The sequence below is a fragment of the Flavobacterium chungangense LMG 26729 genome (genome assembly GCF_000735715.2).
GTDB classification, from domain to species: domain Bacteria; phylum Bacteroidota; class Bacteroidia; order Flavobacteriales; family Flavobacteriaceae; genus Flavobacterium; species Flavobacterium chungangense.
The window spans coordinates 428,682-454,391 of record NZ_JASY01000001.1 but is presented as its reverse complement, the minus strand read 5'-3'; the positions used below and the strand labels follow the sequence as shown (position 1 = coordinate 454,391).

Annotated in this window: 23 protein-coding genes; 7 read left to right on the top strand and 16 right to left on the bottom strand. The window is 34.3% G+C overall.

The annotated features are described in order from the left end of the window. Positions 1–3: 3 nt before the first annotated feature. A complete protein-coding gene (locus tag JE46_RS01810) occupies positions 4–1,164 on the bottom strand; it encodes an efflux RND transporter periplasmic adaptor subunit (protein ID WP_031453547.1) in 1,161 nt (386 codons plus the stop codon). A gap of 266 nt (positions 1,165–1,430) precedes the next feature. Between JE46_RS01810 and JE46_RS01805 the strand changes: the two genes are divergently transcribed. Genes JE46_RS01805 through JE46_RS01795 form a run of 3 tightly spaced genes read left to right on the top strand, consistent with a single transcriptional unit; the run spans position 1,431 to position 3,515 of the window. Continuing rightward, a complete protein-coding gene (locus tag JE46_RS01805; protein WP_031453546.1) occupies positions 1,431–2,480 on the top strand; it encodes a sensor histidine kinase in 1,050 nt (349 codons plus the stop codon). Continuing rightward, a complete protein-coding gene (locus JE46_RS01800; RefSeq protein WP_031453545.1) occupies positions 2,477–3,208 on the top strand; it encodes a LytR/AlgR family response regulator transcription factor in 732 nt (243 codons plus the stop codon). The genes JE46_RS01805 and JE46_RS01800 overlap by 4 nt, the downstream gene beginning before the upstream one ends. 13 nt (positions 3,209–3,221) lie before the next feature. Then, positions 3,222–3,515: a DUF3861 domain-containing protein gene (locus tag JE46_RS01795; protein WP_031453544.1), complete on the top strand. Its 294-nt coding sequence runs from the start codon at positions 3,222–3,224 to the stop codon at positions 3,513–3,515. Between the two features lie 51 nt (positions 3,516–3,566). Here JE46_RS01795 and JE46_RS01790 read toward each other — a convergent pair whose 3' ends face one another. Then, complete coding sequence (locus JE46_RS01790) at positions 3,567–4,178, bottom strand: thioredoxin family protein (protein ID WP_031453543.1); 612 nt, start codon at positions 4,176–4,178, stop codon at positions 3,567–3,569. A gap of 11 nt (positions 4,179–4,189) precedes the next feature. Beyond that, the gene (locus tag JE46_RS01785) at positions 4,190–4,669 is read right to left on the bottom strand and encodes a TlpA family protein disulfide reductase (protein ID WP_031453542.1); all 480 of its coding nucleotides are present in this window, start codon (positions 4,667–4,669) and stop codon (positions 4,190–4,192) included. A 363-nt stretch (positions 4,670–5,032) separates the two neighbouring features. On the opposite strand from JE46_RS01785, the gene JE46_RS01780 reads away from it, so the two are divergent. After that, entirely contained in the window at positions 5,033–6,403 is a 1,371-nt protein-coding gene (locus JE46_RS01780; RefSeq protein WP_031453541.1) for a GH1 family beta-glucosidase, read from the top strand. Between the two features lie 71 nt (positions 6,404–6,474). Further along, positions 6,475–6,858: a hypothetical protein gene (locus JE46_RS01775; RefSeq protein WP_031453540.1), complete on the top strand. Its 384-nt coding sequence runs from the start codon at positions 6,475–6,477 to the stop codon at positions 6,856–6,858. 62 nt (positions 6,859–6,920) lie between these two features. Here the strand turns inward: JE46_RS01775 and JE46_RS01770 are convergent, their stop codons facing one another. The 3 genes from JE46_RS01770 to JE46_RS01760 all read right to left on the bottom strand — a co-directional run bounded on the left by JE46_RS01770 (position 6,921) and on the right by JE46_RS01760 (position 9,555). Beyond that, a complete protein-coding gene (locus JE46_RS01770) occupies positions 6,921–7,976 on the bottom strand; it encodes an NAD(P)-dependent alcohol dehydrogenase (RefSeq protein WP_031453539.1) in 1,056 nt (351 codons plus the stop codon). 70 nt (positions 7,977–8,046) lie between these two features. Beyond that, positions 8,047–8,454, bottom strand: coding sequence for a cupin domain-containing protein (locus tag JE46_RS01765; RefSeq protein ID WP_031453538.1), 408 nt, complete (start codon positions 8,452–8,454; stop codon positions 8,047–8,049). A 231-nt stretch (positions 8,455–8,685) separates the two neighbouring features. Next, complete coding sequence (locus JE46_RS01760) at positions 8,686–9,555, bottom strand: helix-turn-helix domain-containing protein (protein ID WP_031453537.1); 870 nt, start codon at positions 9,553–9,555, stop codon at positions 8,686–8,688. Between the two features lie 211 nt (positions 9,556–9,766). On the opposite strand from JE46_RS01760, the gene JE46_RS01755 reads away from it, so the two are divergent. Together JE46_RS01755 and JE46_RS01750 are read left to right on the top strand one after the other, a co-directional pair. After that, entirely contained in the window at positions 9,767–10,354 is a 588-nt protein-coding gene (locus JE46_RS01755) for a Crp/Fnr family transcriptional regulator (protein WP_031453536.1), read from the top strand. 100 nt (positions 10,355–10,454) lie between these two features. Next, a complete protein-coding gene (locus JE46_RS01750) occupies positions 10,455–11,435 on the top strand; it encodes an SMP-30/gluconolactonase/LRE family protein (protein ID WP_031453535.1) in 981 nt (326 codons plus the stop codon). Between the two features lie 59 nt (positions 11,436–11,494). Here the strand turns inward: JE46_RS01750 and galA are convergent, their stop codons facing one another. The 10 genes from galA to JE46_RS01700 all read right to left on the bottom strand — a co-directional run bounded on the left by galA (position 11,495) and on the right by JE46_RS01700 (position 25,595). Beyond that, positions 11,495–14,317 carry a beta-galactosidase GalA gene (galA, locus tag JE46_RS01745; protein ID WP_031453534.1) on the bottom strand — a complete coding sequence of 941 codons (2,823 nt, stop codon included), beginning with the start codon at positions 14,315–14,317 and terminating at the stop codon, positions 11,495–11,497. 311 nt (positions 14,318–14,628) lie between these two features. Next, positions 14,629–16,221 (bottom strand): family 43 glycosylhydrolase, encoded by a 1,593-nt coding sequence (locus tag JE46_RS01740; protein ID WP_031453533.1) that lies wholly within the window; start codon positions 16,219–16,221, stop codon positions 14,629–14,631. Positions 16,222–16,362: 141 nt separating this feature from the next. Then, positions 16,363–17,517: a mannonate dehydratase gene (gene uxuA, locus JE46_RS01735; protein WP_209445148.1), complete on the bottom strand. Its 1,155-nt coding sequence runs from the start codon at positions 17,515–17,517 to the stop codon at positions 16,363–16,365. 27 nt (positions 17,518–17,544) lie between these two features. Then, on the bottom strand, positions 17,545–18,363 hold the full coding sequence (locus JE46_RS01730) for an SDR family oxidoreductase (protein ID WP_031453531.1): 819 nt from the start codon (positions 18,361–18,363) through the stop codon (positions 17,545–17,547). A gap of 19 nt (positions 18,364–18,382) precedes the next feature. Further along, positions 18,383–18,970, bottom strand: a complete 588-nt coding sequence (locus JE46_RS01725; RefSeq protein ID WP_031453530.1) for a LutC/YkgG family protein — start codon at positions 18,968–18,970, stop codon at positions 18,383–18,385. Beyond that, complete coding sequence (locus JE46_RS01720; RefSeq protein ID WP_031453529.1) at positions 18,963–20,363, bottom strand: lactate utilization protein B; 1,401 nt, start codon at positions 20,361–20,363, stop codon at positions 18,963–18,965. The genes JE46_RS01725 and JE46_RS01720 overlap by 8 nt, the downstream gene beginning before the upstream one ends. A 40-nt stretch (positions 20,364–20,403) precedes the next feature. Continuing rightward, positions 20,404–21,774, bottom strand: a complete 1,371-nt coding sequence (locus JE46_RS01715) for a glycoside hydrolase family 28 protein (RefSeq protein WP_031453528.1) — start codon at positions 21,772–21,774, stop codon at positions 20,404–20,406. Between the two features lie 53 nt (positions 21,775–21,827). Beyond that, entirely contained in the window at positions 21,828–22,574 is a 747-nt protein-coding gene (locus JE46_RS01710; RefSeq protein WP_031453527.1) for a (Fe-S)-binding protein, read from the bottom strand. A gap of 228 nt (positions 22,575–22,802) precedes the next feature. Beyond that, positions 22,803–24,164: an FGGY-family carbohydrate kinase gene (locus JE46_RS01705; protein ID WP_031453526.1), complete on the bottom strand. Its 1,362-nt coding sequence runs from the start codon at positions 24,162–24,164 to the stop codon at positions 22,803–22,805. A gap of 156 nt (positions 24,165–24,320) precedes the next feature. After that, complete coding sequence (locus tag JE46_RS01700; protein WP_031453525.1) at positions 24,321–25,595, bottom strand: TIM barrel protein; 1,275 nt, start codon at positions 25,593–25,595, stop codon at positions 24,321–24,323. Positions 25,596–25,710 lie beyond the last annotated feature (115 nt).

Below are 25,710 nucleotides of genomic sequence, written 5' to 3'. Positions count from 1 at the left end.
TTTTTATTTTAAATCAGCATAAACCGTTTCTGCACTTACATTATTTGCTTTAATCTCAGATCCTTCTTTAAGCGAAGCGACTCCTTCTAACACAATTTGATCGCCAGATTTTAAGCCGCTTGTTACTACATAATAATTACCTGCTGTATTTTCTAGTTTGGTAATAGTAACGTTTTTCGTTTTTCCGTCTTTACCTACTGTAACTGCAAAAATTTTGTCCTGAAGTTCGAATGTAGCACTCTGAGGAACAATTATTCCTTCTTTAACCACATTTGGAATTCTCACTGTCGTACTGCTTCCGCTTCTAATTATGCCTTTCGGATTTGGAAAACGCGCTCTGATGTTTACCGTACCAGTCTCTGTATTAATTAATCCGTTAACGGTTTCAATCCTTCCTTTTTCTGCATAAGTAGTTCCATCTGAAAGTACTAAAGAAACTTCAGGCATTTTTTTGATTTTTTGTGCCAATGATGCTCCGGAATTTTCCTGAGTAAAATTCAGCAGCATTTTTTCATTCAAAGCAAAATATGCATATACATTTCCGATGCTAGAAACCGTTGTCATTGGCTCGGCTGTCGCAGAGCTTACAAGACTTCCTAAACGAAAGGGTATCGAACCAACAACACCGCTAACCGGGCTTGTTACGGTTGTATATCCTAAATTAACTTTGGCATTAACCAAAGATGCATTTGCCTGAGCTAAGCTTGCCATCGCAGATTCATAAGTATATTGTGCCGATTCAAGCTCATACTTACTAATTATTCCTTTTTCTACTAAAGGTTTTACTTTATGTACGGCCAGTTTTGCTGTACTTACTTCGGCCTGAGCACTTTTAATACTTGCAGAAGCCGTACGAACTGCCTGCTCATATTCTGGCGCACTAATTTTAAACAAAGGCTGTCCTGCTTTTACAACTGCACCTTCATCTACATATATTTTATCGATATAACCTTCTACTCTTGGTCGGATTTCTATGTTTTGCTGTCCCTGAATACTAGCCGGGAAATCTGTGTATAAAGTTGCAGATTCTGGTTGTAAAGCAAGGGTTTTATATTCCTTAACTTGCGGTGCTCCTCCCGCCTGAGCCGATTTATCATCTTTTTTACCGCATGATGCGATAACAATTGATGCTGTGAGAATGCTTAAAAATGATTGCTTATTCATTGTGAAAAAAGTATAATTATCGATTATATTCAAGCAAAATAAAAGAAATAAGTCAAACGAAATTTTTCAAATAGACGAAGAGCAGGACACAATCGATAGAGATAACCTTACACCCGATGGATTTTTTAAATTAATTAAACAAGTGTTTAAATTTTGCCTCGTCGGCTCTAAAATGCTTTTTATGGATTGTAACTATCTATTGGACGATTGCTTAAAAATGGTATGCAAATAAGATGTAATATTGCCTTCATAAATCATAATTTACAATGGCACCAAATTTTTTCAGACCCTATTTATTTGTCGGATTGCATATTCTTGGCTGGTTACTTTTGGGTTTTATTATGTTGTTTTACATTCCCCTTACCTGGAAGGTTGTTCTTCCTCCTGAATTTTGGCTTTGGCAGATTATTATACTGTTTTTATTGATATTATTGTTTTATTCTAATGCAAAAATTGTAGTTCCAAAAACAATTATAAAAAATAATACATCTCCATATTTGGTGTGGTCTTTTTTGGCAATTTTCGTTATGCAGCTTATCGCTTATTTGTATACGTCACAAACAGATGTTCATACAAAAGTCAGTCGGGTTTTAGGTTTTACTAAATATAGAAATCCCTATTTTGACAATTACGTTTTTATGCTGACACTTCTTGTTTTAGGAATTAGTACCAGCTGGGCAATGTTACAATACTGGCAAAAAGCGGCACAGCACAAGCAAAAACTGGAACAGGATAAAACAATGGCGGAACTAGCGATGCTGAAAGCACAAATAAATCCGCATTTTTTCTTTAATTCGTTAAATAGTATTTATTCACTCACATACTCTAATATCGAAGATTCAAGAAATGCATTACATACTTTGAGCCGAATGATGCGCTACTTGCTTTACAGCACTGAAGGCGAAAGAACAACATTACTTAAAGAAGTAGAATTTCTAAAAGATTTTATCGCCTTAATGAAACTTCGTGCCAACAGTAAGTTGAATATCATTACAGAAATACCCGAAAAACTAAACGATTATCCAATCGTACCAATGTTATTATTACCTTTAGTTGAAAATGCTTTTAAACATGGTGTACATGCAACAGAAAAAAGCGAAATTATCATAGCCCTAAAACAAAATGACACCAATCTCACATTCGAAGTACTTAATACTTTCTTCGAAAAAACATCGAATACAGAACCGGGCGGAATTGGTTTAACGAATACAAAACGCAGATTACAACTCATTTATCCACATAAACATTCGATAAATTGCGGTGTTAATAATGATGGGAAATATGAAGTTGAACTGCAGATAACTTTAGAACAATGACAGTATTAAAATGCATAGCAGTAGATGATGAACCATTGGCCTTAAAACTGGTCGAAACTTTTATTGAACAGACGCCTTTTTTACAATTAAGCTGCAGCTGTGATAACGCGGTTGAAGCCTTAAGTTTAATTCGTGAAAAACAGCCGGATATTGTTTTTTTGGATATAAACATGCCTAATCTCACCGGAATGGAACTGGCCAGGCTTTTACAGGATCAGTCAATATCAATTCCAAAAATTATTTTCACGACAGCTTATAACCATTATGCTATTGAAGGATACAAGGTTAATGCAGTCGATTATCTTTTAAAGCCCTTTAGTTATGAAGAGTTTTTGCGTGCTGCCAACAAAGTTTTGCAAATAACCGAAGAATCTTCCAATCATTACCAGTCTATTGCAACTGATGATGAGTTTTTTTTCTTAAAAGTCGAATATCAATGGGTGAGAATTTCTTTAAAAGATGTGTTATACATCGAAAGTTTAAAAGACTATGTAAAAGTTCATCTTGTTGATTCTGAAAAAGCTGTACTTTCACTTATCTCTTTAAAAGCATTGGAAGAAAAATTACCATCGACAAAATTTATGAGGATTCATCGTTCGTTTATTGTTGCGCTTGACAAAATAAATACGATTAGCAAAAACTCCATTTTTATTGGCAAAACAGAAATTACGGTTGGTGAACAATACAAAGAAGCATTTAAAACCATTGTAGATAGATGGTTAAAATAAAAATAGAATAATCATGGAAAAAAAATCAAACAAATATTATCTTACTTTAAGTCTTAAAGAATATGCAAACGGAGAAACACAACCTGCAAAAGAACTCGGAATAGAGTTTACGAATCACGATGAAATATTTAGCATTATTGAAAAAATGAAAGCCAAAAACTTATTTGATAATGAATCTGAAGCGACACAATTTGCACTGGGGTTAAAATTATTTGGAGAAATAAAATTGAAACATCGAAAAAATCCTCTTTTTGATGAAATTAACGACGTATTTCCAACCTTTATGAAAAAGTTGAAAAGTCTATAAAACAAAAATGCCTCCATATTTCAGAGGCATTTTTGTTTAACATTTTTAAATTTAAGCTTTTGCTTTTCTTTTAACAGTACAGCCAATTTCTTTTGTTTGTGTAATAGTTGGCTTTTGATTGTTTTTTAAGGAAGCAATAACATCTTCAGCATATTTTATTTTTTCTGTTTTAGTTCCTTCCGGATCATTATCGATTGCTCCAACATATTCTACAACATTTCCTTGCGATGATTTAGAAACAATAAAGATGTGTGGTGTGCGTTTTGCTCCAAATTGATCTGTCACTTTTTGGCCTCCATCAAATAAATACGGAAAAGGGTATTTTTTCTGTTTTGCTAAATCCTGCATTTTAACAAAGGTATCATCTGGCTGTGCTTCCGGATCATTTGGATTAATTGCAATTACCGGATATCCCTGAGGTCTGAATTTATTGTCTAAATCGATAATTCTTTGCTCATACGCCACTGCATACGGACATGTATTACAGGTAAAAACCACGATAAAACCTTTTGCTTTAGCGTAACTTGCAAACGAAACATCTTTTCCGTCTACATTTTTCAATTTAAAATCAGGTGCTGCATCTCCGGCTTTAAGTGTTGCCGTTTGTGCCTGAGAAAAGAAGGCCGAAAGTGCCAGTATTAATAAAAGGATTATTTTTTTCATGATTAATAGTTTTACAGTTTTTTATATTCAGTTAATAATTGTTCATAGGTAAACTCACTTTCGACAAATTTTCGTTTATCGCCTTTGATAAAAATAGTTGCCGGAATACTGCCAGACCACGCAGGATCAATTCTGTCAATATATTCCTGAGGACTACTCTCGTTTAATAAAAACACTTCATTTTTAAGGTTTTTTCTTTTTACGAATGGTTCTACGGCAGAACTCAGTTTGGATTTAAAATCAACACTAATCAGTAATACAACCAATTTATCAGATCTATATTCTGCTCCAAGTTTTTCAAAATGAGGCAACTCTTTGATACACGGAGCACACCATGTAGCCCAAAAATTTACTACATAAGTGCTGTCTTTTCCGGTCTTTATTCGCTCATTCAATTGGTCGATAGTAATCAGCTTGACATTTTGACTGTACAATGTTCCTGAAAAAACAAGGAAAAGAAAAACATATATTCTAAAAGAACAGATTCTCATAAATTCAAGACTTTATATTTTTTCTCACAAATATAAACTAATGAAGTTTTGACAAAAATTATTTATTGTTAATAAAAATCAAACAGGGAAAATTTTATTCAAATTAAATCTTTTGAATCTAAAATTCTTGTAATTATACCAATAATTGAAAACACCTAATCAAAACCTCAAAAAAATAAGTTAACTATTTGATAACTTACAAGTTACTTTTAATTCATATCAATTTCCGTATTTTGAATAAAACAAATATTATGAAATTCTTCAGTTTAAAATTTCTGGTTTCATTCAAAGAATGGCTTTTTCTAAGAGCAATGCACTCATCATTCATTCATTAATTTTCAAAATAAAGGAAAGTACATCTGAATGAATAAATTAGAGAAGTCATTTTTAAATAAAGACCAATTTGGTCAGGATTTTCTTTGGGGTGTTTCTACCGCCGCTTTTCAAATAGAAGGAGCTCATGAAAGTGATGGAAAAGGCCCTTCTATATGGGATGTTTTCACCAGTCAAAAGGGTAAAATAAAAAACGGGCATCATGCTATAAATGCATGTGATTTTTATAATTGCTATAAGGATGATATTAGTTTAGTCCGTGAATTAAACATTCCTAATTTTAGATTTTCTATTAGCTGGTCACGAATTATGCCTACTGGTGTTTATCCTGTAAACCAATCAGGTATAGATTATTACAACAAAGTAATTGATTTTTTACTTGAATGCGAAATTGAACCCTGGGTCACTCTTTATCATTGGGATTTACCACATGCCCTGGAAGTAAAAGGAGGATGGACAAACAGAGAATGTACCTCATGGTTTTCGGATTATACAGAAGTATGTGCTCAGCATTTTGGTGATCGCGTAAAAAACTGGATGGTTATAAACGAACCTTCTGTTTTTACGGGTGCAGGATATTTTCTTGGCATTCATGCTCCCGGTAAAAAAGGCATTACCAATTATTTAAAAGCAATTCATCACGTAACGCTGGCAACAGCTTCCGGTGCCAAAAAACTAAGGCAATATATTCCTGATGCCAATATTGGTACTACTTTTTCCTGTACTCATATCGAACCATTCTCTGATAAATCTGCAGATGTTCAGGCTGCTAAACGTGTCGACACGCTATTAAACAGAACTTTTATAGAGCCAATTTTAGGGCTTGGATATCCTCAGGGCGATCTTCCGGTTCTTAAAAAACTTAATAATTATATTCAGGGTGATGATTTACATAATTTGGCTTTTGACTTTGATTTCATAGGGCTGCAGTGTTACACCAGGGAAATCGTTAAATCATCATTGCTTACTCCATATATTGGTGCCGAATTGGTAAGTGCAGAAAAAAGAAATGTCATATCTACTGAAATGGGATGGGAAATTTATCCGCCTGCCCTATATTATATTCTTCAAAAATTTAATTCGTATAAAGGAATTAAAAAAATTATAATTACCGAAAACGGAGCTGCATTTCCTGATACAGTTACAAACGGAAAAGTATTTGATATTAAACGAACTCATTATATACAAGATCATTTAGAGCAGTTACTTAAAGCTAAAAAAGAAGGTTATAAAGTCGATGGTTATTTTGTCTGGAGCCTTACTGACAACTTTGAATGGGCTGAAGGTTACAATGCCAGGTTTGGCTTAGTGCATATAGATTTTGAAACTCAAAAGAGAACCATTAAACAGTCAGGAATATGGTTTAGAGATTTTTTAGAAACAAATCAGACAATTATATAATTTAGTAACTAAATTATATAAAACAATCATAAAAATTCATCCTTATTTTTATGCCGTAAATTTAAGAATGAATGGAAACAGAGACTCAAATTTTCTGGTTATTTATACTTGCGATTCCTATTGCCTGCATAAGCTGGACTGTAACTCAGGAAGAAATATTCCGCGAACCCAGAGAATGGTGTGTTAACTGTTCTAAAAACAATAAGAAAATTTTAATTCGGAAATTTTTTTATCTTTTTACATGCGAATATTGCTTCAGCCACTATATTACTATTTTTTTTATCTGTATTTGTAATTTTAAACTTTTAATTGACGATGCAAGAGGCTATTTAATTGCCGGATTTTCGCTGGTTTTTGTTGCCAATATCTATATGAGTCTTTTTGCTTTGTTAAGACAGACAATTAAAAAAGAAAAAGTCGAAATCAAAAAGATTGAAAATAGTGACGAATTGTAAATAAAATAAAATAACTGCTCTTTAAACAAAAAGCAGTTACTTGATATTAAAAATGTTTTGTATTAGTTTTTCAAAGAAGCCATATCAATTACAAAACGATATTTGATATCTCCTTTTAATAATCTTTCATAGGCTTCATTAACATCGTTTACACCAATTAATTCAATATCGGCAATAATATTATGTTCTGCACAAAAGTCGAGCATCTCCTGCGTTTCTGCAATTCCGCCAATCATTGAGCCGGCAAAACTTCTTCTTCCTAATATAAGGCTGAATGATGTTACTGGGAGCGGTTCCATTGGTGCGCCAACTAAAACCAGATTGCCATCTACTTTTAATAAATTCAGATAAGCATCAATACTATGTTCTGCCGATACACAGTCTAAAATAAAATTTAGACTTCGGGCATATTGTGCCATCTGTTCTGTATCGGTAGATAAAACTACTTCATCAGCACCCAAACGTTTAGCATCTTCGGTTTTAGATAATGAAGTTGTAAAAACTACCACATGAGCCCCCATAGCTTTAGCTAATTTGATTCCCATATGACCTAAACCGCCAATACCTACAATGCCCACTTTTTGACCAGGACCCACTTTCCAGTGTTTCAATGGAGAATACGTTGTTATTCCGGCACAAAGCAACGGAGCAACTCCGGCAAGATCAAGCTTATCTGAAATGTGTAATACATAATTTTCATCTACAACAATACTTTCTGAATAACCACCAAAAGTTTGTCCTCCTAAATGAGCGTCCGGAGAGTTAAAAGTCAAAATACTTCCTTCATCACAGAATTGCTCCAAATCACTTTTACAATGTTCACATTCTCTACAGGAGTCAACCATACACCCTACTCCGGCTAATTGACCTACTTTAAAATTTTTAACATGATCACCAACTTTTACAATTCTTCCCACAATTTCATGTCCCGGAACTATTGGATAAATTGTTCCGTGCCATTCATTTCTGGCTGAATGTAAATCAGAATGGCAAATACCACAATACAAAATTTCAATTTCTACATCGTGTGCCTGTACAATACGGCGTTTGATGTCTAATGTTTTCAATGGTGCTTCAGCAGCTTCTGTACCAAAGGCTTTTATATTTTTTGTTTCCATCTCGTTTTTCTTTGTTTTGTTTGAAGTTTTCTTTGTTCCAGGTTTCAAGTTTTAGAAAACTTAGAATAAATTAGTGACTGCTTAGAAGATAATATTCTCCATCGGTTACTTTTTCTAACCATGTTCCGTGACCTTTATCAATTTCTGTAATAATGGCAACATAAGAGAACTTGTCAAACGGAGTAGCTCCATACCAATGCTCAACTCCCGGCAGAATTGTAACGACTTCATTTTTAGTAAGCATACGAACTGCACTTCCTCTTTCCTGATAATATCCAGTTCCGTCTTTTGCAATAAGCATGTGCAGACTTTCATTTCTATGCCAGTTGCTTCTTGCACAAGGTTCAAAAGTAACTTCCTTAATAACAGTATTTTCAGGATGAATATCACTGCTTTGTTTCTTATAGGAAACCTCGCCCGTCATATATGTACCAGGGACTTTTCCTTCTTCGATAACGGCTGAATAATTTGTTGACATAAATTTAGTTATTTTTTTGAGATTAACTTTACTTGAAACTACTATACATCAATCATAAGTTTCAGAATCAGAGAACTAAATCTAAGAAAGCCAGAAATTGCTTTATGAAGTATTATTTAGTCTGTAAAAAACTGATCAATGATCAATACTGTAATTTCAAAGCAAAATTAGGTCAACAATCCTTTTTGAAAATAACAATATTCAAACAAAAAATTATGAAATTGAAACAATTTATACTCGCAGAGATTTCGGAATCGTACCTGTAAGTCTTTTAAAGTAATTATTGAAATAGCTTGGATACTCAAATCCGAGGGAGTAACCAATATCAGCAATACTCCAGTCTGTATGCTGCAGTAAAGCTTTTGCTTCTCCAATAATTCTTTCGGTAATATGTGCTGTGGTCGATTTTCCGGTAATTTCTTTTACCGAACGATTAAGATGATTCACATGTACTGAAAGGCTTTGAGCGTAATCCTGCGGTGTTTTCAAAGCAAGAGGCTGATCTTTTGTTTCAACCGGAAATTGTCTTTCCAAAAGTTCTAAAAATAAAGAGGTAATTCTTGATGAAGCATTTTTATGTTTGAAAAAATTTTCTGAAGGCTGCATCTTCATTGATTCATGAATAATCAGATTAATATAACTACGCATCAAATCATCTTTAAAAACATAATCTGTTTCATATTCTTTTATCATTTTCTGAAATAAAGAATCTATAAAATTCTTTTGTTCAGTACATAAAGAAAAAATTGGAGTCCCTCCTATTTTAAATAAAGGTGATTCATGAAGTGTATCTGAACGATCTTTTGCTCTCAAAAATTCTTCCGTAAAAACACAAGCATATCCTTCATGTTCACCAGAAACTATTTCCCAGGAATAAGGTATAATCGGATTACCAAAAAACAGAATTGTACCGTCAGTTTCTATTCCGCGGTCAGCATATTGTATAATACTTTTACTGGTGTTAATACAAATTTTATAAAAATCTCTACGACTGTAAACCGGAATTTTACTTAAATCTCCATTTATTTGATACACTTTAAAGCCCTTCAGCTTTAAATCTGAAGTAAAATCGCAATTCTGAGTTTCTGTTTCATTATTCATTTTGCAAAGTTATGAAAATCAAACAAAAAAAAGTTAGTTTCAGGTTTCAGTTTATTGACTTACTTGCAAAGTACGCAAAGGGTTAATAACTATACTAAGTTTTTTTAACCAGAGCAAAAGCATGCTCTCGAAGCCACAAATTTTTTTTCTTGTAAACTTTGAGGTTAAACTTGAAACCTGAAACCTGAAACAAAAATTTTATCTTTGCTATATGAAAGATTTACAGCCTGTAATAGATTATGTTTCCAGATACGTTGATTTAACTGATGACGAAAAAAAGCATCTGGCTACCTTTTTAAAAATAACTAAAGTCAAAAAAAGGCAATTTATTGTACAGCCTGGTTTTGTATGCAGACATAAAAGTTATGTGGTTAAAGGGGCATTCAGGGGTTACCTGGTCGATAATGATGGAAAAGAACACACACTTTCATTTGCAATCGAAGACTGGTGGATTTCAGATTATAGTAGTCTGATCTATCAGGAACCTGCCACATTGTTTGTAGAAGCTCTTGAAGATTCCGTTCTTATTCAGATTGAATACGAAGACGAACAAAAATTTTTGAAAGAGATTCCGAAACTTGAAAAATTCGAACGCATTATTACACAGCGTTCTTTAGCTTTTCATCAAAAAAGACTTTTATCGAATTTAACCAAAACCGCCGAAGAACGCTATGATGAGTTTATGAGCAAATATTCAGCAATTGCTAAACGCGTTCCTCAATATGCATTAGCTTCTTATTTAGGTTTCAGTACCGAGTATTTAAGTAAAATACGCAATCGTAAAATTTCAAAAAGTTAAACTGGTTCAACTCTATTTCCTAAACCAGTTCATTTTTATTTCTCTTATTCTGTCCCAGTTTTGCATAGTCAATACCGACAAATAATTTAAATTAATAAAAATGAAAACTACAATTTTAATTTCAGCATTCTCGCTTCTTTTTATGGCTTGCGACAGCGATAAAAAATCCGGAGAAACTTCTATTTCCCTTAAAAGTAAATATACAGTTACAGATTCAGGTCTTTATCCTGAAGGAATTGATTATGATTCCAAAAACCAAAAATTCTTATTGAGTTCCCTGCAAAAAGGAGCCGTTTATGCAATGAATCCTAAGGGTGAAATGTCTGTTTTTGCTACAAGCAGTAAATTGGTTTTACCAACAGGTGTGTACACTGACGAAATTCGCAACCGACTCATAGTAGCCAATGCAGATTTGGGAATTTCGCAAAAAAGTACCACAGGAAGCGCAGGAACTATAGCGACTGTCAGTATTTTTAATCTTACCTCAGGTGAATTAATAAAAGAAGTTGATCTAAAGAATTTTACCCCAAATACAGGCTCCTGCCCGAATGATATAGCCGTTGATAACAACGGAAATATTTATATCACTGATTCTTTTTCTCCGATTATTTATAAACTTGATACTAATTACAATGCTTCCGTATTTAGAGAAAACACTTTATTTCAGCCAAAACCAAATGAATTTGGTTTAAACGGAATTGTTTTTCACCCCGACGGCTATTTACTCGCAGTTAAAACAGATACTTCTAAATTGTTGAAAATATCCCTTACTGATCCTGAAAACATTACAGAAGTGACGGGGACAACATTTAACGCTCCCGACGGAATAGAATTAGACAAAAACAATAATTTGGTTATTGTAGAAAATGGTTTAGGATTAGGCAAAACGTATACTTTTAGCAGCACAAACAATTGGTCGAGTGCATCTAAAATAAGTGAAACCAACATTGGAAAAGATGAATTCCCAACCACTGCTGCTTTGGCAACAGACGGCAATGTGTATGTTATTAGCTCTAAATTAGGTAAATTATTATCCGGAGATAAAAGCCAGTCCACTTATGCAATTCAAAGAATAAATTAAGTTTTTTGGTTTCAGGTTTCAACGTTTGCGTATACTAACGTGAAACTTGAAACCTGAAACTACTTTTTCAAAACTAATGTTCCTGTATTTAAAGCATTGGCTGTAGCCGATAAAACTACTTCAGCAGCATTTTCCTCTTTTTGAATGATAATCTGAGCATATCCGTTAAACAATTTTCGTTTCCACGTTTCTGCAGGCGTTATCACCTGAATGATTCCCGGATCTGTATTCATGACATCCCAGTCTTTATTTTTTTGTAAAGGCGGTGCAATAATCTGAATGGTATTTGTTCCCTGCTTTAAAACATTGCTATTCAAAACATACTTTTGATCATCTTCAACACTGGCAGCAATTTTATTTCCGTTTACAAAAACAACTGCATCTGTGCCTATTTTTTTATAAAAGAAATTAACTGTATTTGTGCTTAAATTATTGCTTAATTCAAATTTACCACGATACACATAAGCCGGAGCCTGATTTTTATAATCACGGTCTTTAAAGGCTTCTTTCCAGTTGTTTTCATCAGTTGGAAGCTGATTTGAAGTATTTGCCGAAGCCAATTTCTTTTCTTCAAAATTAGTAATTGGTACAAGCTCGATATTATCTATAAACTGGTCTTTTTCCAAAGAAGTCGGATTCCCGTTTCCAACACCCAAAATCTTTCCTCCTTTTACTGAAAATGTAATTTCATGATTCGCTGTTGGTACATGCAATCCTTTTTTGTCTGTGGTTTCAACGGTCACAACTACAACATTTGCATTAACCTGGTTTTCCTGATCAGCAGAAAGCTTTATATTTTGAGGAATATCAGTCGTCTTTTGAACTTCTGAAAGTACTTTTTTACCATTTTTATATCCAATTGCTTCAAGAGTTCCTGGTGCATATTTTACTTTCCATTCTAAATGGCTATTCAATTCCATTTTCTTTTTACCAAGACTTTTTTTGTTCAGAAAAAGTTCTACTTCATCGCAATTAGAATGTACCCAGATATCTATTTCTTTGCCTTCTTTTCCACTCCAGTTCCAGTGTGGCATAATGTGTAAAACCGGTTTGTCTCCCCACCATGATTTTAAATAATAAACATTGTCTTTCGGGAAACCACAAACATCCATCATTCCAAAATAAGAGGTAACCGACGGCCAGCCATAAGGCGTAGGTTCACCTCTGTAATCAAAACCTGTCCAGATAAACATTCCGGCTAAATAAGGTCTTTCAGCATAAAATTTCCAGCCTTCTTCGATGCTGTAAAATGTTGGGCGTGGTTTTTTGTCATAAGCACTTTTATAATGTTTCGCTTCATCATCAAAATAAATACCGCGTGTTGCAAACGTAGAACCTTCTTCTGTGCCCATTCCCGGCTGTTGTTTGAATTGATTTCGATGCGCATCGATATCTCCGTTACCCAAATAATTATAGCCCATAATTTCAACCACTGATGATATTCCGCTTTTGAAACCACTGCTTATTCCAACCGTAACAGGTCTTGTAGAATCAATACTTTTTGTAAATCCCTGCATCACATTTGTAATGCGCTCGCCTACAATGCCGCCTTCGATATTCCATTCTTCATTTCCAACCGACCAGCAAAAAATACTCGGATGATTACGATCACGCTCCATCATCCGTTTCAAATCATTTAGGTGATAATCATTAATTCCCATCAAACGGGTTTCATCAATAACCAGCATGCCGAGTTTATCACAGGCGTCAAGCAATTCCGGTGTTGGCGGATGATGTGAGCAACGATAGGCATTCGATCCCATTTCTTTCAGCTTTTTGATTCGGTAATACTGCAGTTCATTTGGTAACGCTGTACCAATTCCGGCATGATCCTGATGATTGTTGGTTCCTTTTAGTTTTACCGGTTTTCCGTTAAGGAAAAAACCTTTTTCAGCATCAAACTTAATTGTACGGATTCCGAAAGAAGTTTCATAGCGGTCAATTAATTTTCCTTCCTGCTTAATTTCAGTTATCAAGCGATATAAATTCGGATTTTCAATATCCCATAATAATGGATTATTGACTTGTAATTTCGAACTGTAATTGGACGTTTTATAAAAATCAGGCGCAATACCATTTTGGGAAATGTTTGCAATTTGTTTTCCTTCAGCATCTAAAACACTTTGGAGAATTTCAATTTGACCTTTATAATTCCCTTTATTTTCAACAAAGACTTCAGCGGTAACTTCAGCATTGTTTTCTTTTATTTCGGAGGTTACATAAGTCCCATTTACAATTACATGAATTGGATTAGTTTTCTTCAGATATACATGTCTGTAAATTCCTGCTCCTTCATAAAACCAGCCTTCTTCCATAGAAGCATCTGCACGCACAACAATCGTATTTTCACCGCCATAATTTACATAAGCCGTAACATCGTATTCAAATCCGTTATAGCCGCTTTCTTCGGTTCCTAGAAAATAGCCATTGAAAAACACTTTTGAATTTCTAAAAACACCATCTAATTTTAAAGAGATGATCCGACCTTTATCACTTTCCGGGATATTGATTTTTTTTCGGTACCAGCCGATACTTTTTTCAGGAAAACCTTTTCCGGCTGTTTTAAATCCGTGACTAAAACTTCCTTTTTCACTGAAAGGCTGTTCGACTGCCCAATCGTGCGGAAGATCTAATTTTCTCCAGGCACGGTCATCAAAATTTTGCGCAGCAGGACCATCCCCAAATCCAGTTTTGGTTAAATACGAAAAATAACCTGTTGCATGGTTAAAATCTTTCTGGGTATCGTATAAATGACCAAAAGAAAAACGCCAGTCCTTGTCAATTAAAATTAAATCTCGTTCAGCCTCCTTTTGCGCTGAAGTATACAGAGATATTAAAAAAATAATACAGAGAAAAAATCGATTAAGAGCAATAGATTTCATAAATAATTCCGGTTAATTTGATGGTTGTGTAAAGTTTATAAATATACCTTTTTAAAACCACCGGAATTAATAGTATTTTATCAAAGTTTAATGAATTTAGATTAAAAAATGATGTTCTTTTTTAAGAAGCTGATCCCACTATCCGTTTCAATCTTTTATGGCGAACCCCGCCACAAAAGGATTTTCACTACTATCGGGGCTAGGACAATTGTTTCCATAAGAATATTTATGGATACAGTTTGTCATTTATGACAATATTACGCATCCTTCAAAGGATTAAAATCCGTTGAAAACGGATAGAATATAAAAGATTATTCTCTAACAAATGAAACATCATCAACCTGACAGGAAGCATTTGCTGTTCCTTCAGTCATAAAACCAATTTCAATTTTTCCAGCTTTAACAGGTATGTTTTTTATGATTATGGTTTTCCATGATGCATTTTCTTCCTTTATATTGTATTGCTGTTTTTTACCATTGCTTAAAGCATACATTTCTAAGTTCTTGATACCTTTTGTATTCTTTACTTTGGCAGTCAGCCTATACAATCCATCTTCTAATTTCACATAAGGTGAAGAAGTAATTGTCTGAAACGTTTTTCTTTTAAAATTAATCTTATCCGTAATATTTAAACTTTTTTCGCCAATGACAATATTTCTGTCAATTTCAGTATTAAAATAATTAATAACAGGTGAAGTAACAGTGTCTAAACTTATTTTATTTCCCTCAATAATCTCATTAGTCCATCCTGTTAATTCTATTTGCACGGGTTTAACAAGACTTGGAATATGCCTGCGATCAGCTTCAAAACTGCCGTTTTTAATGTAATCATTATCTTTAGCAACCTTCCATTCACCTGTTTTGGCATTAATATCCCAGGAGTTAAGTGAATTAAAATAAGGTATTTTTCCATCAAAAGACATCGGGCACCATTGATTATATCCTAAACCATTGCCTGCAAAATCTGCCCATCGGTCTCCACAATACACAATTGTTTCCTGTTTGCTTCCTTTTACAGAAAAGAAAAAACCAGTTTGTGAGATATGGGCAAAATCTTCTGAAGCTCCATTCGTAACCAACATATCATTAGCAGGTAAATAAGGTCCTCTGATATCATCAGCAATCAGATAATATGCAAACGATGCGTCCCAGCCATAAATATTTGAAGCAAACATGTAATATTTATTTTGATGCTTAAACATACAGTTCCCTTCACGGCTTTCTCCCTTAAAAATCTGAGTACAGTCTAAAAGATTTACTTTACCTTCTTTAATACCAATTTCTGAAACATATATTTTATTCCTTCCATTTCCGTAAGAATAAATTAAATACGATTTTCCGGTATCTTCGTCAGTAAATACAGTCTGATCTCCGGTATTACTGGTTCCAATCATTTTTTCCATATTGATTTTCTGATGCCAGTTAAATTGTCCTGTTGGGGAATCCGAAAGCATAATCAATACTTCATTACCATGCTGAACAAACATGGCATACTTATTCATTTCCTTAATATAAGCAACACCTAAACGCCCTACCCATGTTTTACCTGACTTATTCACATCGTCTTTGGTTACAACATCTCCTTCAAATGTCCAATTAACTAAATCTGTAGAACTATAACAGGTAACCGATTTAAATGTAGCATTCGGCAAAGTGATATGTGGAGCATTTCTGTAGATATTCGCTTCTTCATAATTTACGCCGTACCAGTAATATTTCTGCACTCCATCAACCGGTTTTGAAAATTTAAAAATACCTCCACCCTGGCTGTTTAGTGGCTGTCCGTCTTTTGTATTCCAAAAAACATCATTTTTGATATTGCCTTTTTGTGCATTCACATTCGTAATGATACTTAAAGCCAAAATAATCATCATTAAAGCAGAGTGTATTTTTTTAATTTTCATGTTTTTTATATTTTAATTACAATCTTCTATATATGAAATAAGTCATATAAGTTCATCTATTTTTAAATGTACCTATATGACTTATTTATTCTAAAATCTACAACTAATGAAGATTTTTTACTTTATCAAAACTGAAAACAATTACAGCGATCGAATAATACCTTCTTCAAGCCCTCTTAATTCGGCTAGCCCTCTCAATCTTCCAATGGCAGAATATCCCGGATTATTTACTTTTCCTAAGTCATCCAGCATTTGGTGACCATGATCAGGACGGAACGGAATAGAAAGATTATTATCTTTTTGTATTAGCAATAATTCTTTTACCACGGCATACATATCCACATTTCCGTCTAAGTGATCTGCTTCGAAAAAATTTCCTTCTTCGTCCCTGCGAACATTTCTCAAGTGGATAAAATGTATTTTATCGCCAAGAGCTTTTGCTATTTGCGGTAAATCATTCTTTTCTGAAGCTCCAAGAGAACCGGTACAGAAACAGATTCCGTTCGATTTATAAGGCGCTTTTGAAAGAATAAAATCATAATCTTCCATTGAATTTACAATACGCGGCAATCCTAAAATATCAAAAGGAGGATCATCCGGATGAATAGCCAGTTTTACTCCAACTTCATCAGCAACAGGACAAATTTCATTCAGGAAGTAGCTCAGATTTTCTCTTAAAGCTGCTCTGTCAATGTTTTTATAAGGTTTTAACTTTGCCTGCATATCGGCAACAGTCATCTTTTTCTCTCCCGGAATTCCAAACATAACAACGTCTGAAAGTGCTTGTAATTGCTCTTCATTTAAGGTATTAAAGCGCTCTTTTGCTTTAGCTGCGATGTTTTCAGGGAAACTGCTTTCTGCATTTTCTCTTTTTAAAATATAAATGTCAAAAATCGCCAGATCCACCCAGTTAAAATATAAAGCTTCAGAACCGTCCGGCATTACGAAATCCAGCTGCGTTCTTGTCCAGTCATTTACCGGCATGAAATTATACGTAATAATTTTGATTCCACAGGCAGCAACGTTGCGAATGCTCTCTTTGTATTTATCAATATAAAGTTGGTAGTCGCCCGTTTTGGTTTTAATGTCTTCGTGAACCGTAATACTTTCCACAACGTCCCACGTCAGTCCGTAGGCTTCAACTTCGGATTTTCTTTTATTGATTTCTTCAACCGTCCATACGTCTCCGTGAGGAATGTGGTGCAGGGCTGTTACAATTCCGGTAGCACCGGTTTGTTTGATATGTTGTAAACTTACCGGGTCATTTGGTCCGAACCATCTCCAGGTTTGTATCATTCTGTTCATACTATTCTTTTCTAAAAATTATACACCGCTAAAGATTGTAAAACCACCATCTATTGTCACTTTTGAACCTGTTGCAAATTTTGATGCATCACTAAGCAACCAAACCAAAGCTCCTATTAATTCATCCGGATTTCCAAAACGTTTGTAAGGCGTATTTGCAATGATTAAATTCCCTCTTTCTGTTAAACTACCATCAGGGTTCGTTAATAAAGTACGGTTTTGTTCTGTTAGGAAAAACCCAGGAACGATTGAATTCATTCTGACTTTATCGCCATATCGTTTTGCCAGTTCCACAGAAAACCATTTTGTATAAGAGTCAATAGCTGATTTCGCCAGACTGTATCCTAGAACTTTTGTGATAGCCTGTTCTGTTGCTACAGACGAAATATTTACGATGCTTCCAATACTTTCGTTATTTTTGATAACCTCACCAAAAATTTGTGTTGGTAAAAGCGTTCCGAATAAATTCAGGTTCATCACTTTTTGCAAAGCATCCATGTTTAATTTAAAAATATCCTGATCTGACTGAATTACGGCATCCGGCATATTTCCACCGGCAGCATTTACTAAACCATCAATTTTTCCGTATTTTGAAAGAACAAGGTCACGTGCTTTAATCAGATCACTTTCAATAGTTACATCTGCAATTAAAGCGATTGCTTCTCCACCGTTTTTTATAATTAAATCAGCTCTTTCATTAGCTACTTTTTCGTTTCTTCCTAAAACACCTACGATTCCGCCTGCAGCAGCAATTCCGTTGATAAAAGCTTCACCTAATATTCCGGTAGCACCGGTAACAATAATTACTTTCCCGTTTAATTCAAAATCTGTTTTCAATTTTTTATCATTTAGTTTTTTAATCCAGCAAAAATACAATTAATCCTCTTGCGCCGTGTGCGCCCAACACTAAAGATTGTTCGATATCTGCTGTTTTTGAAGGACCTGCAATAAAAGTGGCAAAACCATACTCCAGATTTCCAATTTTTTCGTAAGCCTGGTGCATCGTTGCTAATATGTCACTTTTTTTTACAATGATTGCCAAATATTGAGCAATAAAAGGGGCAACACGCTGACCTAAAATATCATCTGTAACCCAAAGCGCACTATTTTCAGCAACACCAAAGTGGGCGCTTACAATAGCTAATTCGACATTTTGAAGTGTATGTGGATCATCGTTTTTCCAATCCAATGATGCAACTTCCGAAAGCTCGGGAATAGTAGTAATAATTCTTCTGTCAAGCGCGTAATTATTTCTGATAAAATCTAAGATTTCGGGATAACCAGAAACTTCAACGCTTTCTCCTCCAATGTTTTTCAAAACGGTTTTATACGTTTCCAAAGCATTCGGATTTTCGGAACTTATAACATCCAAATCAGGCAAATCTGTAATGACAGTCGGCTGATTTTGTTTTATTTTCTTTAATATTTCAGCTTTACTACTCATTATCCTTAGCTTTAGATTCTCTTGAATTTTTCTTGTACCATTCTCTGAATGACTCTTCGGGAACTTCTGGCATTTCTCGCTGATCATACCATTTATTCATTTTATTATTAACCATCGCAGGAATGTTTTTCATTACAAATCTTCCTGATTTTCCGGCAATATTAAAAATAGTGGGATTTGCCAAAACAGTTGCCATTGTTTTCATTGCTACAGTTTTTGCAGTCGGCGTGTGGCCTTCTTTTACCAAGACCTGACGCCATTTGTATAACTGATCATGAATATCGATTTTTACAGGACATACGTTGGTGCAAGAACCGCAAAGTGTACTGGCAAAAGGCAGATCAGCATTTTTGCTCATGTCTAAATTAGGAGCCAAAATAGAACCAATTGGTCCTGCAACCGCATTATGATAACTGTGTCCTCCGCTTCGTCTGTAAACAGGACAAGTATTCATACAAGCACCACAACGGATACATTTTAGAGAATTTCTAAAATCTTCTCTTCCTAATTGTGTGCTTCTGCCATTGTCAACAATCACAATATGCATCTCCTGACCTTTTCTAGGTTTTTTGAAATGACTTGAAAAAGTAGTAATGGGCTGTCCTGTAGCACTTCTCGCCAATAATCTAAGAAAAACGCCTAAATGTTTACGCTGCGGAATCAGTTTTTCGAATCCCATGCAGGCAATATGTACATCAGCAAGGTGAGCACCCATATCTGCATTTCCTTCGTTGGTACAAACTACAAATTCACCGGTTTCTGCAACGGCAAAATTAACTCCTGTCAAAGCTACTTTACGTGTTAGGAAAGTATCTCTTAAAGTCTGACGTGCAGACTCGGTTAAATATTGAGGATTAAAATTTCCTTTTTCAGTACCCAAATGTTCGTGGAAAGTTTCACTTACATCTTCTTTTTTAAGGTGAATAGCGGGTAAAACGATATGACTTGGCGGTTCTTTACGAAGCTGAACAATGAATTCTCCTAAGTCAGAATCGATTACTTCAATCCCTTTTTCGGCTAAATAATCATTCAGATGGCATTCTTCGGTAAGCATGGATTTGGATTTCACCATTTGCTTAATGTTATTCTTCGCCATGATAGAATGCACTATTTCATTGTGCTCTTTGGCGTCTGCAGCCCAATGCACTATTATTCCGTTTTTTTGAGCATTAGCTTCAAATTCAACTAAGTAATCATGAATATTCGAGAGTACATTATTTTTAATTTGTGAAGCAGTTTCTCTCAGCAATTCCCAATCCGGAATTTGATGCGCAGACCTGTCACGTTTTTCACGAACAAACCAAAGTGTTTCATCATGCCAGTTAACTCGTTCTACATCTTTGTTAAAACGTGTTGAGGCTTCGCTATGTGGTATTGTTTTTTTTGAAGACATTTTTTAATAGTTTAAAATAAACCTGTTGGTAAATTTAGAATCAATTTTTATTTACAAAATTCAAAACATTTTCATGAATATTTTGATTTTCCTGAACAGCATCAGCACTTACATTCTTTAGAAATATATTCTCTACAGGAAGTTCTTTCTGACCTGAAATTTTCGAAATAAATTTCACATTTGTTGCTTTTACATTCTCCAGATATACGTTGTTTATTGGCGTAAGCCTGCGTTTAATCGTTGGAACTAAAGTACGCCATTGATACAAAACATCGGTATCAATTCCCAGAATTCCTGCATCAATTTTACCTGAAACAATATTGTTCATGTAAATATTTTTCACGAATCCGCCTCTGCGTTCATTGGTTTTTATAAACAAAAGATGATTTAATTTTGCACCATCCACAACCGTACAATTATCAATAAAAACATTTTCTATTCCGCCTGAAAGTTCACTTCCAATGGCGACTAACTGATGACCATTTTTTACGGTACAATTCCGAATAACAATGTTTTTTGAAGGTGTATTTAATACCCATGCGTTTTTCCCACAACCTGATTTTATAGCAATAGCATCATCTCCCTGATCAAAAACGCAATCTTCGATTAATACATTCTGACTCATTTCAGGATCGACTCCGTCATTGTTATGTCCGTGAGCATATACTTTAAGATTTCTAAGAACAACATGTTTAGACAAAAAAGGATGAATTGTCCAAAATGGACTATTAGTAATCGTAACTCCATCCATCAAAATGTTTTCACATCGGTTAAACTGTATAAACTGAGGACGAAAACGAGCAGTATCATTGGCCATTTGGCGCTCTTTCATCGGTTTGTTGTAAGAAGCCAGATTGTATAATTTTTTCAGGCTTTCCATGTGTGACTTTGGTCGGGTAAACCATTGTTTCCAGATATCCATTTTAGCTTTCAGTTCGCCTTCGCCGGTAATGGCAATGTTTTTACACTGATACGCATAAATCAAAGGAGAATAATTATAACATTCATATCCTTCCCAGGTAGAACGGACAGCCGGTAAATAATCGTTTGGATCTTCTGAGAAAAGTAAAACCGCTCCTTTATCTAAGTGCAGATTTACATTGCTTTTAAAGTGGATTTTTTTTGTCAGCCATTCTCCTTCAGGTATTACGACAATTCCGCCTCCAGCTTCATTCGCTTTGGAAATTGCTTTATTTATCGCTTCTGAAGTTTTATTTTTATCGCCTGAAACAGCTCCAAAATTAACAATTGAATATTGTTTGCACTTGCTGAAATTTGGAATTTTTATGGAAGACATTTCAAAAGGCGATTTTACGACTACTTCTTCTAAAGTTACCAAAGACGGATCTTTTTTAAACGATAAAAAAATAAGCGAAAGTAATAATGCAAAACAGAGCGTTAATTTTTTCATTGTAAAACTGTCTTTTAAAATTTAAAAACTCACTAATAGATACCTTTTAAATATTAAATTTTAATTGTGGAAGAGTTTAATATCTCAGCAATATGAATGGTTTTAATATGGCTCTTTTGTCTTTTCAGAATTCCTTCCAAATGCATTAAACAAGACATGTCACCACCTGTAATATAATCAACATCGTGTTTTTCATGATCTTTGATTCTGTCCAGCCCCATTTTTACTGAAACTGCTTCTTCCGTTACGCAAAAAGTACCTCCAAAACCACAGCATTCGTCCTTTCTGCTTAACGAAACCAATTCCAGACCTTCTATTTTGTTTAATAATTGTCCCGGTTTGGAGAAAAAAGGCGCATTCAGTTCAGTCATCTGTGAAAGCTTGAGTCCCCGTTGACCATGACAGCTTTGGTGCATTCCTACTTTGTGCGGAAAATTGCCTTCAATATGGTCTACCTTAAGTACATCAGTAATAAATTCTGTTAATTCAAAAACTTTTTTGCGCATTTCTGCCGCCAATTCTTCCTGTTTTTCATCATGCAAATGATCTTTCACATGCAAAACACAACTTCCTGAGGGGCAAACTATATAATCAAATTCTGAAAAATTGGCTATAAAATTAGCATCACAGCCTTTGGTTAAATGTGCATAACCGCTGTTTGCCATAGGCTGCCCACAGCAGGTCTGTTTCATCGGGAAACGGACATCGCATCCTAATTTAATTAGTAATTCGTAGGTTGCAATTCCTACTTTAGGATAAAATTGGTCGACGTAGCACGGTATGAATAATCCAATTTTCATATTCTTGGTAATTATAATTTTTTCACGCAGATTTTAAAATTAATTTGCTATAATTTGCAGAATCAGTGTCAAACAAAATCTATATTTTTCTGCTGTAATCTTTTTTTTACGCAGTTTATTTTAAAATTAAATCTGCTTGATCTGCAAAATCTGCGAGAAACAAAAATCTCCCGCAGATTTTGCAGATTTAGGAGATTTTTTTGTAATCCTTTAATCTGCTACTTTATCTTAATGTTTATAAAATTTCAAATCAATTAAATCATTCTGTATAGGTTTAGGATTCCAGTTTTGATGGATTGCCAACGCTGCGCCTAAAGCACTTGCCTGAGCCATTGATGCTGCATAAACTTCTACATCCGGAAAAGCTTCAGCCAGTAAATTCATGAAAATGGAGTTTTTGCTAAATCCACCATCCACAAAAATTTTCTTTACAGGGCTGTTATGAATCACTAAATTAGTTGAAAAAACCTGTTGTTCGACAAGATCCAGCATTAATTGATGATAAGCAATTTCATAGGTTTTAAAAGTAGATAGATCTCTTTTTTGAAAAGGACATTCCTTAAGAATATCAAAATCATACTTTTTCGGATAAACAATTTGAAAATTTACGGCTCTTAAATTCGATACAATTTTTTTATCAAAATAAACCTCTTTAAAAGTATCAAACGGTACGTTGAAATGTTCTGCCAGTCTTTTTGCCTGTATTTCATGTTCGTTGCCTGAAAACAAACGAGCCGCCTTTACAGGTTTTTCTGTGTATTGCATGTAGCACAAACAGTCATTTTTAAGCTCTTCAAACGTCAAAGATTTATTATTAAAAGGATTCAGGGAAATACTCCAGGTTCCTGTTGACAATAAAACGAAAGGCTCTGTAAAGTTTATCGTATAAGGAATAATTGCCGATGAACTATCGTGCAAACCAATTCCGATAGCTAAATCATTTTCTTTTTTTATGACATCTCTTCCGGGATGAATCGGTGGAAGTTTCTCTTTTATACCTTCATTTTTAAGCCATTTGTGATACTTCATCTTTTTAAAATTCCAAAGATTTGTATGGCATCCAATGCTTGTAATATCAGTGTAAGCTTCATTAGTTAAAAGAAAACTTAGATATTGTGGTAAGTGAAGGCAATATTTCACTTTTTCAAATAATTCCGGTCTTTCTTCTTTTAGCCTGTAAATCTGCATTCCTGAGTTCAGGCTTCCTAAAACAGGAGAAGCTGTTTTTACTGCGAAAACTTCTTCTCCTTTATATTTTTTATAAAAATCATTTTTCAGCTCTTCCGGATAATCTTTCAGATAATTGTACAGAGGCGTTAATGAATTGCCTTTTTCATCAACATACACAAAACTAGCTCCGTAAGTACTAAAATTAATAGCTTTCAGAACATAGTTATTTAGCTCTTTTATTTCTGATAATCGATCAAGAATCCACTCTTTTAGTACATCAATATTTTCGCAGGGAAAACCGTCTTCATCAACGGTTTCGTCCAGATTTACTGATTTTTCCCAAACGATTTTATAATTTTCATCAAATAAAAATACCTTTTTGTTGGTTTTACCAATATCAAAAATTGCAACTACATTCATTTGTTTTAGTTCTGAGTTATGGGTTCTGAGTTATGAGTTATAATTTTGGGTTTAAAAGTTGAATATTATTGGCTAAGTCTTTTGTTTTTTTACATCAAACATCAATAAGCAATAATACTAATCAACTTACAACTCATAATTCATAACTTATAATTATTACAATCCTGTAGCTACGGTTTTTAATCCTCTTTCGCCGATTAGATTTCCTCTAACGTCAAGACTACGGTACAATGCAACAGGGTTTAGCGCTGCTCCTGAACGCAAACGAGCCTCAGCAACTAATGCACGAACGTCTGTACGGAAAGCATTCTGAAGAATTTCCTGTGCTTTTACAACATCGTTCTCTTCCTGAGCAATTTCTAATGCTTTTCTGTCAACTGAAAGTGCCTGAGCATAAGCAATCATAATTGCTTCAACAGACTGCAATAAATCTTCTAATGGATCTTTTACGTTGTGTGAAGCGTCAATCATCCAACCTAAATCTTTGGCATGGTTCATTCCTCTTGCATCCATTCCTTCAACCAATTCATTGAAAATCAAGAATAATTGGTATGGTTTTAAAGCTCCTGCAGTTAAATCGTCATCTCCATATTTTGAATCATTAAAGTGGAAACCTCCTAATTTATTATCCATCAACAAAATAGATACAATTTGCTCAATATTTGCATTTGGTAAATGGTGACCTAAATCAACCAATGTTTGTGCTTTATCTCCTAATTTTTTTACATAAGAATAAGATTGTCCCCAATCTGCAACTGTAGTGGAATAGAAATTAGGTTCTGCACATTTATATTCTAAAAATAATTTCCAGTTTGAAGGCAATGCATCATAGATTTCTTCTAAACTTTCTAATGTATTTTGGTAGGCTTTACGGAAGTTTAATTGTCCAGGGAAAGAAGATCCGTCTGCTAACCAAACTGTTAACGATTCTGAACCTAAAGCAATTCCTTGTTGGATTACTTCAATATTGTGAGCAATAGCTTGTTTACGAACAGCTTTATTCACGTTTTGCAATGAACCAAACTTATAAGTCTGCTCTGCATTTGCCTGATCCTGAAAAGTGTTTGAATTAACAGCATCAAATTTTAAATTATGCTGAGCTGCCAGGTTTTTGATAGCAGCATGATCTGTTGGAATATCCCATGGAATATGTAAAGAAATAGCTCCTGAAGCATTGTTTAAAGCGTGAAGCAAACCTACATCTTCAATTTTTTCTTCGATAGAACGAGGTTCTCCACCACCCGGGAAACGTCCAAATCTTGTTCCTCCAGTTCCCAATGCCCAAGATGGAATTGCGATTTGAAAGTCGATTAATTTCTGAATAATCGATTCTGTTTCAGCAATTTCTGAAGCTGTAAAAACTAATTTATTTTGATGTTTTTTTAATAAACCATCATTATGAGATGCTATTGTGTTTGATTGAATTAACATACTTATTTATTTTTAATAGGGTCTACAATATAGGACTATTTCCATAATTGCCAACCTTGTTTTACTTTACTTTTATGCTATATTTTTTTGTTCTTTAATCCGTTTTAGTAAATTT